This is a genomic window from Streptomyces sp. NBC_01016 (genome assembly GCF_026341035.1).
Lineage (GTDB): Bacteria > Actinomycetota > Actinomycetes > Streptomycetales > Streptomycetaceae > Streptomyces.
Map to the genome: position 1 here is coordinate 3,289,160 of NZ_JAPEOQ010000001.1, position 12,314 is coordinate 3,301,473.

At 72.4% G+C, this 12,314-nt stretch carries 9 protein-coding genes; 6 read left to right on the plus strand and 3 right to left on the minus strand.

All coding sequences use genetic code 11. The features are described 5' to 3' along the window. Positions 1-70: 70 nt before the first annotated feature. The 5 genes from cyc2 (at position 71) to OG746_RS15200 (ending at position 7,310) form a co-directional block, all read left to right on the plus strand. Positions 71-2,311: a germacradienol/geosmin synthase Cyc2 gene (gene cyc2 / locus OG746_RS15180; RefSeq protein ID WP_266715122.1), complete on the plus strand. Its 2,241-nt coding sequence runs from the start codon at positions 71-73 to the stop codon at positions 2,309-2,311. Between the two features lie 198 nt (positions 2,312-2,509). Further along, a complete protein-coding gene (locus OG746_RS15185) occupies positions 2,510-4,006 on the plus strand; it encodes a transposase (RefSeq protein ID WP_266715123.1) in 1,497 nt (498 codons plus the stop codon). 455 nt (positions 4,007-4,461) lie between these two features. Next, positions 4,462-5,115, plus strand: a complete 654-nt coding sequence (locus tag OG746_RS15190) for a serine protease family protein (protein ID WP_266715124.1) — start codon at positions 4,462-4,464, stop codon at positions 5,113-5,115. Positions 5,116-5,261: 146 nt separating this feature from the next. After that, positions 5,262-6,398, plus strand: coding sequence for an aminopeptidase P family protein (locus OG746_RS15195; RefSeq protein WP_266715125.1), 1,137 nt, complete (start codon positions 5,262-5,264; stop codon positions 6,396-6,398). Positions 6,399-6,404: 6 nt separating this feature from the next. Next, the gene (locus OG746_RS15200) at positions 6,405-7,310 is read left to right on the plus strand and encodes an aminoglycoside phosphotransferase family protein (protein WP_266715126.1); all 906 of its coding nucleotides are present in this window, start codon (positions 6,405-6,407) and stop codon (positions 7,308-7,310) included. 92 nt (positions 7,311-7,402) lie between these two features. On the opposite strand, the gene treZ is transcribed toward OG746_RS15200, so the two are convergent. Next, positions 7,403-9,169 carry a malto-oligosyltrehalose trehalohydrolase gene (treZ, locus tag OG746_RS15205; RefSeq protein WP_266715127.1) on the minus strand — a complete coding sequence of 589 codons (1,767 nt, stop codon included), beginning with the start codon at positions 9,167-9,169 and terminating at the stop codon, positions 7,403-7,405. Positions 9,170-9,346: 177 nt separating this feature from the next. Continuing rightward, positions 9,347-10,267, minus strand: coding sequence for a GNAT family N-acetyltransferase (locus OG746_RS15210; RefSeq protein ID WP_266715128.1), 921 nt, complete (start codon positions 10,265-10,267; stop codon positions 9,347-9,349). A 119-nt stretch (positions 10,268-10,386) separates the two neighbouring features. Between OG746_RS15210 and OG746_RS15215 the strand changes: the two genes are divergently transcribed. Then, positions 10,387-10,938 carry an FHA domain-containing protein gene (locus OG746_RS15215; RefSeq protein ID WP_266715129.1) on the plus strand — a complete coding sequence of 184 codons (552 nt, stop codon included), beginning with the start codon at positions 10,387-10,389 and terminating at the stop codon, positions 10,936-10,938. 15 nt (positions 10,939-10,953) lie between these two features. Here the strand turns inward: OG746_RS15215 and OG746_RS15220 are convergent, their stop codons facing one another. Then, positions 10,954-12,195 carry a M14 family zinc carboxypeptidase gene (locus tag OG746_RS15220; protein WP_266715130.1) on the minus strand — a complete coding sequence of 414 codons (1,242 nt, stop codon included), beginning with the start codon at positions 12,193-12,195 and terminating at the stop codon, positions 10,954-10,956. Positions 12,196-12,314 lie beyond the last annotated feature (119 nt).

Genomic DNA, 12,314 nt, shown 5'->3' on the forward strand with positions numbered 1-12,314 from the left:
GTTCACGCGATGGTGCGATCATGTTCCGCCCCGCGGATGCCGGTTGACGGCCACGGGTAGGGCGGCGCTCATGACACACGAGTCCACACAGCCCTTCCATCTGCCGCGCTTCTACATGCCGTACCAGGCCCGGCTCAATCCGCACCTGGACGAGGCGCGGGCCCATTCCACGGTGTGGGCCCGCGAGATGGGGATGCTGGAGGGCAGCGGTGTCTGGGACCAGGGCGACCTCGACGCGCACGACTACGGCCTGTTGTGCGCGTACACGCACCCCGACTGCGACGGCCCGGCGCTCTCCCTGATCACCGACTGGTACGTGTGGGTCTTCTTCTTCGACGACCACTTCCTGGACATGTTCAAGCGCACGAACGACCGCGCGGCCGGCAAGGCGCACCTGGACCGGCTGCCGCTGTTCATGCCGATGGAGCTCGACACCCCCGTGCCCGAGCCGGAGAACCCGGTCGAGGCGGGCCTCATCGACCTGTGGCGGCGCACCGTGCCCGCCATGTCGATGGAGTGGCGGCGCCGCTTCGCGGAGTCGACCGAGCACCTCCTGAACGAGTCGATGTGGGAGCTGTCCAACATCAACGAGGGGCGGATCTCCAACCCCGTCGAGTACATCGAGATGCGCCGCAAGGTGGGCGGCGCCCCCTGGTCGGCGGGCCTGGTGGAGTACGCGACCGCCGAAGTCCCGGCGTCCGTGGCCACGTCGCGGCCGCTGCGCGTCCTCATGGAGACGTTCTCCGACGGCGTGCACCTGCGCAACGACCTCTTCTCCTACGAGCGGGAGGTCATGGACGAGGGCGAACTCTCCAACGGCGTCCTGGTGTTGGAGACCTTCTTCGGCTGTACGACACAGGAGGCGGCGGAAGCCGTCAATGATGTGCTGACCTCGCGGCTGCACCAGTTCGAGCACACCGCGCTGACCGAGGTGCCCGCGCTCTCCGTGGAGAAGGGGCTCACACCGGACCAGGTCGCCGCGATCGCCGCGTACACGCGCGGCCTTCAGGACTGGCAGTCCGGCGGCCACGAGTGGCACATGCGCTCGAGCCGCTACATGAACAAGGAGGCCGCCGCGCAGGCTGCTCCGTCCCTGGGCGCGCCGAGCGGGATCGGCACCGGCACCGTCGACGTACGGGCGCTGCTCGCCGACGTCGGTGCCGAGCGCCTGCGCGCGTACACGCACGTGCCGTTCCAGAAGGTCGGCCCCTCCCTGATCCCCGACATCCACATGCCGTTCGCCCTGACCCTCAACCCGGAGCTCGACGGGGCCCGCGCGCGACTGCTTCCGTGGATGCACCGGATGGGCATCCTGGCGGAGGGCGTCTGGGACGAGGACAAACTCCGCGCCTACGACCTGCCGTTGTGCGCGGCGGGCCTCGACCCCGACGGCTCACCGGAGGCGCTCGACCTCAGCTCCCAGTGGCTCGCCTGGGGCACCTACGGGGACGACTACTACCCGCTGATCTTCGGGCACCGCCGCGACCTGGCCGCCGCCAAACTGTGCACCGCGCGGCTCTCCGCCTGCATGCCCGTGGACGGCGAGGAGATCCCGCCGCCGACCAACGCCATGGAGCGCGGCCTCGCCGACCTGTGGCGGCGCACCACGGCCGCCATGGCCCCGCAGCAGCGGCGCACCCTGAAGGACGCCGTCGAGGTCATGACGGAGAGCTGGGTGTGGGAGGTCGCCAACCAGCTCCAGAACCGCATCCCCGACCCGGTCGACTACCTGGAGATGCGCCGCGCCACCTTCGGCTCCGACCTCACCATGAGCCTGTGCCGCATGGGGCACGGGCCCGCTGTGCCGCCCGAGGTCTACCGCACGGGCCCGGTGCGTGCCCTGGAGAACTCGGCGATCGACTACGCGATGCTGCTCAACGACGTGTTCTCGTACCAGAAGGAGATCGAGTTCGAGGGTGAGATCCACAACGCGATCCTGGTCGTGCAGAACTTCTTCGGCGCCGACTACCCGACGGCGCTCGGCATCGTGAACGACCTCATGACGCAGCGCATGCGGCAGTTCGAGCACATCGTCGACCACGAACTCCCCGTCCTCTACGAGGACTTCGGCCTCGACCGCGAGGCGCGCACGGTCCTCGACGGCTATGTCGACGATCTGCGGAACTGGATGGCGGGCATTCTCAACTGGCACCGGGAAGTGGACCGCTACCGCGACGCGTGGCTCTCACGCCGCGCCCACGGCTTCGTCCCGGGCCGCGTTCCGGCACCTCCGGTTCCGATTGGTTTCAACAACCACACGTCCGGATGGGGCAGTTCAGGGAACTTCGCTGGGACACCAGCCGTCTTGTGAGGTCGTGGATCGGGTGTCGTTGCGCCATCGACCTTTCGGGCATAGCCCAGGCCGTTGGCCGGCCCCGGGGGCTGTGGGGCGGAGTCGGGAACGGGAGTTCGTGCGCCGAATGGGTGACCTGAGGGTGGGTGCGTCGTTGAACCACGCGATGGTCTTCGGCGTGGTGAAGGGCGGGCGAACGGGGTGGTCGGAGCGGTGATGCGCAGCGCGTCGGGCTTGCGGGTGTTGTCCCCGCCCCGCCTGGCCCGGCATGCCGGGGCGATGGCGCTGAAAACGCGGCTGCGGCTGTCCGAGCGGGACGCGGAGGTTCTGGCCGGACTGGGGGAATTCCTGGATCGGCTGGCGGGGGCGGATCTGGCGGAGCGAGTGCGGCTGGGCACTGGGCATACGCTGGAGGATTTCGCGCGGCGCAAGCGGGAGTTGAGCGCGATCACCTCGGCCCGTTGGGCGGGCACCATCGTGCGCGGCAGCAACGACCAGTGGGTGCTGGCCCGCCGTGCGCAGGCCGACGACCTGAAGCAGCTGACACGGGCGATCGAGGTTATCCGAGGGCGGCTGGCAGTACCGGTGGCCGCCTGCGACATCAAGACCCGGGTGGCGGGCTACCCGACCCAGGCCGTCCGCGCCGCCAAGCAGCGCCGTCTCGCGCACCTCACCGCGCGCGCCGCCAGGCTGCGAGAGCAGCGGCGGGCCGGGAGGGTGAAGATCGTGCGCGGCGGCAAGCGTCTACTCAAGACCCGCCTGCGGTTGGAGCCGGCCGGGCTGGACGAAGCAAGTTGGCGGGAGCGGTGGAGGCAGGCGCGCACCCGGATCGAGGCGGACGGCGAGTCCGGCAAACGCCACGGCAACCAGACCATCAGCATCAGCCCGGACGGCGTCGTCACCATCAAGCTGCCGGGCGAACTTGCCGCCCAGCATGCCGATGTGGTGGACCGCTACGGGCGCTACACCCTGGATGCCCGCGCGGCCTTCGCGCATCGGGATGCCGAGTGGCAGGCGCAGGTGAAGGCGCACCGCGCGGTCGGCTACACGGTCACGTTCGAGTGCGGGCGCTGCTATCTCACAGCCGCCTTCACCCCGCCCTCGAACGTGCTGCCCGAGGGGGCGGACGATGAGGCGTTCTTGGCCGCCGCGCGGGCCCGCGGGGTGATCGGTATCGATCACAACGCCGATCACCTCGCCGTGTGGCGTCTGGACGTGCACGGCAATCCCGTCGGCCGCCCGACCCGCATCGAGGTCGACTACGCCGGTTCCACCTCCCGCCGCGATGCGCAGATCCGGCACGCCTGCTCCGCCCTGCTCCGTCAAGCGCGCCGGTCGGGGGCGGGGGCGTTGGTGATCGAGGACCTCGGGTTCGCCATCGGCCGGGAGGAGTGCGGCGGGTGTGGCAGGCGGGGCCGGGTGTTCCGGGCCACGGTGGCGGCGATGCCGACGGCGAAGTTCGCGGCCCGGCTCCTCGCGATGGCTCACCGGGCGGGACTGTCGGTGATCGTCGTCGACCCGGCGTACTCCAGCCGCTGGGGCGCCCAGCACTGGAAGAAGACCACCAGCACGGCAACTCATCAGACGTCCGGTCATGACGCTGCGGCGATCGTGATCGGCCGACGCGGCCAGGGACCGTGCACACGATGCACGCCGCCGAAGAGAGAAGGCAACGGCCCAGCCTGCCGAAGACCGTCCGCGGCAGGCCACTGACGTGCAGTCCTGGACGCAGGGCTCACTTTGACTCAGTGGATAGGAACGGTGTTCTTTACTGTGACCGAAATCTTCGAGCGCATCACGGACAAGCTGGCAAGAGACGAAATCGCGCTGCCGCACAACGAGAAAGACCCCAGAGGTCACACGGGCTGACCCACCCGACCTGCCGCGTGCGTGACGGCCGCCCGCGCCAGCGCCTGCACGATCGGGTGCGGGCGGCTGCCGTCACCGGACAGCTCCGGCTGGAACAGCGTCGCGACGAAGAACGGGTGCTGCTGCGGCGGAGTTCGTGACGGCGCTGACCGGATAAGCCGCTGATCGGCGGCCCCAGGGGGCGCCGGCGTTCGAGCCGGCCCCGGCACTCTCACTCGTTCGTGGATCGTCGTGGGCGTGCGCGGAGGGTAGGGCTCTGGCCGTGGCCGAGTGGGCCAGGGACCGGAGGCGGACGACCCATGGAACAGACTGCGTTGCGTCCCAAGTCGATGCCGGGAACCGGGGGCAGGGCATCGACCACGACGTCGACGCCGGAGCCGTCGGCCGGCCCGCTGACGGGGCCCGGTCCTGCGCCGAAGCCCGGCAGGCCGGGCGCCGCCCAGCAGCGCGGCAGGCGCCTGTGCAGCGTGCTGTGCGGCCTGCTGTGCGCGGTCGTGCTCGTCCTCGCGGGCATCGGCCTCGGCACCGTGGGAGCCACCGTCATCGGCATGAGCAAGCTCGCCGAACTGAAGCGGCAGGCCCCGCCCGCGGCAGGACCCGCGACCCCGCCGCCGAGCAGCCCCGCCGCCACGCCGGGACCCACCACGGCGCCCGCACAGCCCGCGGCGCCCCTGCCGAGGGGCGGGCTCGGCGTGGAGGTCGTCGACGCCCCCAAGGCACCCGGCGCGCTCGTCGTGGCCGTGCACGTCCCGGGCCCCGGCTACACCGGCGGCCTGGTCCGCGGCGACGTCCTGGTGGGCCTCGGCGGCCGGCGCGTCGGCTCCGCGCTCGACCTGGCGGCGCACGTGGCCGACGTCGCGGACACCCGACCGGGACGGCAGGTCGTGGTCACGGTCCGGCACGCGAACGGGGCGCTGCAGAAGCTGGCGGTCACCCCCGGGGTGGTCACGTGACGGCCGTATTCGGCGCGCGCCCCGCCCACGGCGCCTGAAATCATGGGCAGAGGTCGGTCTCGCGCCGCCCCGCGCCGCCGGGCAGGATGGCTGCCCGTACGACGCCCGCACTCCCACAGGCGCTCACCCGTACGAAAGGCCAGGACATGACGACCGGTACCCCCGCGCCCTTCACCGCCGCCGACTACAAGGCCCGCATGGACCGTGCCGCGCAGTCCGCCGCCGACGCGGGGCTCGCAGGGGTGCTGGTCGCGCCGGGCCCCGACCTCGTATGGCTCACCGGCTACCACGTACCGGCCGACACCGAGCGGCTCACCCTCCTCGTGCTCGCGGCCGACCAGGAGCCCACGCTCGTCGTGCCGACCCTGGAGGCGCCCGACGCCGCCAAGGCCGCGGGCGCCGACGCGATGACGCTGCGCGACTGGACCGACGGCAAGGACCCGTACGACGTCACCGCCCCGCTGCTCAGGTCGGTCGGGGGTCCGGGCCGCTTCGGGGTGAGCGACAACGCCTGGGCGATGCATCTGCTCGGCCTGCAGAAGACCCTGCCCGAGACCTCGTACGTCTCGCTCACCGAGGCCCTGCCGATGCTGCGCGGCGTGAAGGACGCCGCCGAACTGGAGCGCCTCGCCGCCGCCGGCGCCGCGGCGGACGCCACGTACGAGGAGATCAAGAAGGTCGCCTTCGCGGGCCGCCGCGAGAACGACATCGCCGGTGAACTGTCCGATCTGCTGAAGCGGTTCGGGCACTCGCAGGTCGACTTCACCGTCGTCGGCTCGGGCCCGAACGGCGCCAACCCGCACCACGAGGCGAGCGACCGCGTCATCGGACACGGCGACATGGTGGTGCTCGACTTCGGCGGCCTCAAGCACGGCTACGGCTCCGACACCACCCGTACCGTGCACGTCGGCGAGCCGACCGACGAGGAGCGCAAGGTCCACGACATCGTCCGGGAGGCGCAGACCGCGGCCTGTGACGCGGTACGGCCCGGGATCGCCTGCCAGGACGTCGACCGGGTCGCCCGCAAGGTCATCACGGACGCCGGGTACGGCGAGTACTTCATCCACCGCACCGGGCACGGCATCGGCGTCACCACCCACGAACCGCCCTACATGATCGAGGGCGAGGAGCAGGAGCTGGTGCCGGGCATGTGCTTCTCCGTCGAACCCGGCATCTACCTGCCGGGCCGGTTCGGCGTCCGCGTCGAGGACATCGTGACCGTCACCGAGGACGGCGGCCGGCGCCTCAACGCGACGGCGCGCGAGATGGCGATCGTGGGCTGAGCGGCCATGCCGTCGACGCCGCGGCAGCCCACTGCCGACGCCGTGCGCCGCGTCCTGGAGGCGATGCTTCCGGACGGCGGCACTCCGGAGGTGCGCCCCGTCACCGAGGGCGGCGAGCACTCCACGTGGTGGGTGGGGAAGGCGCACGTGCTGCGCCTCGCCACCGACGGAGCGATGTCCGCGCGGCTGCGGCGCGAGGTGCGCCTCCGTGACCTCGTACGTCCCCACGTGCCGGTCGCCGTGCCCGCCTCCGTCGCGACGGGGGAGTGGGCGCCCGGCCTCGCCTGCACGCTCGACAAGCGGCTGCCCGGGGAGTCCGCCGAGGTCAGGGACGTCACCGCGGCCGGCGAGGAGGATCTCGCCGGGCTGCTCGCGGGGCTGCGCGAGGTGCCGGTCGCGCGGACCGTTCCTGTCGGTGTGCCGAAGGTGCCGCCGCGCTCGCTGGAGAGCCTGCGCCGCGAGGCCGGCGCCGCGGCCCTGAAGCTCGATGCGGACGGCGAGTTCGAGGCCGAGCGGCTCGATCAGCTCGCCGCGCGGGCCGTCGCGCAGCTCGTCCCGCAGCCCGAGGCCGTGCTCGTCCACCACGACCTCAAGGGCGAGCATCTGACCGTGTCGACGGACGGCCGGGTGCGCGGCGTCCTCGACTGGGCCGACGCGGTCGTCGGTGACGCCGCGGAGGACATCGCCGGGCTCACGATCGCGGTGGGCGCGCGTGCCGCGGTCCGCTCCGCGACGCTGGCGGGGTACGGACCGCGGTCGTGCCTGCGGGGGCTGTGGCTGGCGCGGTGCGATGTCCTGGTGCGGCTCGGGGACCGGCTGTACGGCGCCGACGACAGCCCCGAGGGTCTGCTGCGGGCGCAGATGGAGCGGGCGTGGGAGGCGATCCTGCTGGAGCTGGTGTCGGAGGGCTGAGCCGGAGGGCGGCGGCGGGACGGAGGGCCGGGCCCGCCCGCTCTCCGGCCCGCCGCCGCCCTCCGTCCCTGTGCGCTTCTACGGCTGCGCTTCTACGGCGCCACAGCGACCACGCAGGACTCCGCCGGGACCGTCAGCACGCCGTCCCTGCCCGGCAGTTCCACCGGCTCCCACGTGGCGAGCAGCCGCGCCACAGGACGCCCCAGCGGAATCGACACCGGCACGTCCGACAGGTTCACCGCCACCCGTAGATCGCCGCGCCGGTAGGCGATCCACCGCGCCCGCTCGTCGTACGCGACCTTGACCGCGGCCAGATCCGGGTCCCGGAGGTCGGGGCGGGCGCGGCGCAGGGCGATGAGTTCGCGGTACCAGGTGAGCACGCGCGCGTGGTGGCCCGTTTCCCGCTCCTCCCAGTTCAGACAGGAGCGCTCACGGGTGGCCGGGTCCTGCGGATCAGGGATGTCCTCCTCGGCCCAGCCGTGCGCCGCGAACTCCCGCCGCCTGCCCTTGCGTACGGCTTCGGCGAGAGCGGTGTCGGTGTGGTCGGTGAAGTACTGCCAGGGCGTGCTCGCGGCCCACTCCTCGCCCATGAACAGCATCGGCGTGAACGGCCCGGTGAGCACGAGCGTCGCCGCGCACGCGAGCAGTCCGGGACTCACGAGCGCGGCGAGGCGGTCGCCCTGCGCCCGGTTGCCGATCTGGTCGTGGGTCTGCGTGTAGGCGAGCAGCCGGTGCGCGGGGACGGTGGTGCGGTCCAGCGGGCGACCGTGGCGGCGGCCGCGGAACGTCGAGTACGTGCCGTCGTGGAAGAAGCCGTGGGTGAGCGTCTTGGCGAGCGAGGCCATCGGCTGCCGCGCGAAGTCCCCGTAGTAGCCCCGCCGTTCACCGGTGACGGCCGCGTGCACGGCGTGGTGCACGTCGTCGTTCCACTGCGCGTGCAGTCCGAGCCCGCCCTCGGAGCGCGCGGTGATGACGCGCGGGTCGCCGAGGTCGGACTCGCCGACCAGGAACAGCGGCCGCCCGAGGTCCTCCGCGAGCGCGTCCACGGCCGCCGAGAGCTCCTCCAGGAACGGCAGGGCGCGCCGGTCGTGGAGCTCGTGGATCGCGTCGAGCCGCAGCCCGTCGATCCGGTAGTCGCGCAGCCAGGCGAGCGCGCTGCCGATCAGGTACGCGCGTACCTCGTCGGAGCCGGGCGCGTCCAGGTTCACCGCGCTGCCCCACGGCGTGTGGTGCGTGTCCGTGAAGTACGGGCCGAACGCGGGCAGATGGTTGCCGGAAGGGCCCAGGTGGTTGTGCACGACGTCGAGCACGACACCGAGGCCCTGTTCGTGCGCGCTGTCGACGAAACGCTTCAGCGCCTCGGGCCCGCCGTACGGCTCGTGCACGGCCCACGGGTCGACCCCGTCGTAGCCCCAGCCGTGCCGGCCCGGCATGGGGCACAGCGGCATCAACTCCACGTGCGTGATGCCCAGGTCGGCGAGGTGGCCGAGCCGCCCCGCGGCGGCGTCGAGTGTGCCCTCCTTCGTGTACGTGCCCACATGGAGCTCGTACAGGACCGCTCCCGTCAGTCCGCGCCCGGGCCACTGGCCGCGCCACGCGTACCGCCTGTGGTCGACGACGGCGCTCAGCCCGTCCGGGCCCTCGGGCTGCCGCCGCGAGCGCGGGTCGGGCAGCACGGGTCCCTCGTCGACCGCGAAGCCGTACCGCGTGCCGTCCACGGCCTCGGCCCGGCCCGACCACCATCCGTCGCCGCGGTACGGGTCCCGCGCCAACGCGCGCGTGGTGCCCTGTTCGTCTTCGGCGCCCCGTATGTGGAGCGTTACCTGCTCGGCCTGTGGTGCCCACACCTCGAACTGCACGGACCGTTCCCCCTCGTGACCGGATGCCTGCCGACAGTGACGGCTGAGTCCCATGGTGCGTCAGTTGTGATCGACGCGGGGCCGTTTTGCCTCGCTGGGGCACGCGTCACACGAATTTGCCTCGCTGGGGCACGCGTCACACGAAGTCGAGGCTCTGCCGCACGAAGTCGGGGTCCGTCACACGAAGTTGATGCGCTTCTGTGCCACCGGGTACCCGGCCTTCGCGAAATTCGCCGCCATGGGGAAATTGCCCTCGTCCGTGGCGGCCGCGATGAACTCGGCGCCCCGCTCGGCCAGGAAGTGCGTCGTCTCCACCAGGAGGTCGTACGCGTACCCGTGCCCGCGCTGTTCGGGCACCACGCCGATGAACCCGACACAGGGGCCCGCGGGATTGTGCGCGGGCACATGGAGGCCGACGAGCTCGCCCTCCTTCGTGTACGCCAACTGCAACCACTCGCGGCCCGCGGGGAACCAGTGGAAGAAGTCCAGCTCCTGGCGCGCGGCCCGGTCGGAGCCGCTCTCCTCGATGGCCGCCCGCGAATGCGCGTCCAGCGTCCCCGAGTGCACGCGCCGCAGCACGTCCAGGACGGCCTCGTCGTCGGGCTCGGGGCGGAACTCCAGGCGGCCGGGCCGCTCGGGCAGACCGTCCCCCGGAGTCCACCGATACCGAAAACGCTCCACCAGGAAGCGCATGCCCGCGTCCTCGACCGCCGCCCTGCGCGGCTCGACCGCGGCCACGACCTCCGGCCGCTCGCGCCAGTCGGGCGGCAGCAGCAGGTCGAACTCGGTGCGGAACGGCGCCCTCCGCAACAGCTCGGCGCCCGCCGCGGCCTCGCCCTCGGCGACGTCGAACCAGTCCAGGGCCACCGGCCGCTCGTCGTCGGGACCGCCCCACCACGCCGCACGGGCCACCACACGGTCGCCGCGCAGCGCCACCCAGGTCCATTCGGGCCGGTACTCGCCGCCCTCCCCGACGGTGCGGTACACGGATCCGACGAGGGCGCGGCCGACCAGGCCGGGATCGTCGAGGGAATGGAAGAGGCGGGCGTCGGCCTCGGTGAGAGCACGCACGACAAGGGGCAGGACTGTCGAGGTCAAGAAGTCTCCTTGGGGAGCGGCCCGTTGGTGGCCGCGGCGCGCCGAACGTAACAGCGCGGGGTGGCCCACGCTCCCGGTTTTCTGGACACCTCGGCCTCCGCTGCCCGACAATTCCCTTTGTGACGTCCTCTTTTGAACACCACACGTACCCGGCTCGGCTCTCCGACGCCGAGCGGGACCGTGCGCTGAAGGTGCTCAGGGACGGCGTCGCCCTCGGTCGGCTCTCGCACGACACGTTCGTGCGCCGCATGGAGCTGGTGTTCACCGCCCGGCGGACCGAGGACCTCGACCGGCTCACCGCGGATCTGCAGCAGGAGAGCCGCTGGTCGCGGGCGCTGTTCGGCACCGTGGGGGCGGTCTCCGGGTTCACCGTGCGGCTGCGCAGGGCGTGGACCGTGGAGCGGCTGCCGAAGCTGCTCCTGCCGCCGGTCGCGTCCCCGTACCCGCTGCGCATCGGCCGCGACCCGGCCAACGGGCTGCGGCTGAGCCACGACACGGTCTCGCGGGTGCACGCCGAGCTGAGCCGGCAGGCCGGCGTGTGGGTGCTGCGCGACCTCGGCTCGACCAACGGCACGTCGGTGAACGGGCGCAGGGTGATCGGCGCGGCCGTCGTGAAGGACGGCGATCAGGTCGCCTTCGGCCGCATGGCGTTCCGGCTGTCCGCAGACTGACCCGGGGGCGCCTGCTCATCCGCGCGCGTGCCGCACCGCCGCCACCGTCGTCCGCGCCTGATGCTCTATCTGGTGGGCCACCGGCACCCACCGCGCCCCGAACCGCTCGGCGTACGCCTCGCACCACCGGGTGACGAGGGCGTCGAGACGGGGCGCCGCCTGGTCGTCGGCCTCCACCAGGACCCGCAGGAGCATCGCCGCGGCCCGCAACGGAAGCCGCCGGGCGAACGCGTCGATGCTGCCGACGTACGCCATCGTGGCGCCCGGCGGCGGCGGTTGGACCCAGTCGTCCGCGAGCCCCGGCACCAGGCCCAGGGCCCAGCAGGCCGCGCCGAGGAGCGGCCCGCCGGTGTCCGGGAGCCGCGGCATGGCCTCCGTGAGGATCTCCTCCACGAGCCGGGTGTCGCGGCTGAGCCGGGCCGACAGGCGCCGCAGCGCCCGCTCGGGCGCGGGGTGCGGGGCCGGGTCGTCCACCAGGTCGCTGGCCCACATCGGGACCTCCACGATCGCCGTGGAGCCGCCGTAGCGGTGCGCGTGGTGCCACGTCGACAGGCGGGCGTCGTCGGGCAGGCTCGGGAACGCGGCCTGCGCGTCCAGGTCCGGCATCACATGGACGCCGCGCCCCGACGTCGGCCAGCCCGCCGCGTCCGACGCCCCGGTCTCCACCGGTATGTGCAGTTCGGCGGCCGACTTGGCGAAGGGCTCGGCGAGCCCCGGTATGTCCCGGGTCAACTGCACCCAGCTGCCGCCCAGTTCGGTGCCGTGCAGGGACACCTGGAGGTAGGGCCGCACCTCGTCGATCACGCCGACCAGGGTCTTCGTCTCCGGAGGAAGCCGGTCCGGGGGCAGCACCGACGGCGACCACTCCGGCTGCTCGGCGCCCGTGGGCCTGAAGAAGCCCCGGTGGTAGTCGAGCAGCGAGTGCGGCTCCGGAGCGTTGTGCAGGGCCGCGCCGTCCGGGTCCGCGCACAGCAGGAAGTGCCAGGCCCGGTCGGTTCGCAACTCCTGGTCGAAGAGCGCCTTTTCGGCCAGGTGCAGCGCCGTGGAGCCGCCCGTGGGCTCATTGGCGTGCGCCCCGGCCACGATGAGGACGGCGCGCTTGTCGTGCCCTATGGACAGCAGGTGCAGGGGGCGCCCCCCACGCGACGTCCCGACCTGGCGTAGGCGACACAGGTCAGGTCGGTGAGACGTCAGCTCCCGCGCTGACTGGACCAACTCGGCCGAGGTGGGGTACCGCTGCTCCGACAGGTGACTCACCCCCGTTGGTGCTCCCGGCGTCAGCAATCCGCAGTACCCCATGCTCCGCTCCATGTGTCAAGAAGGCCTATACAGCGGCCCCGGGCCGCTCGGCAGGGGAGAGTTCACGCCACCTCGGC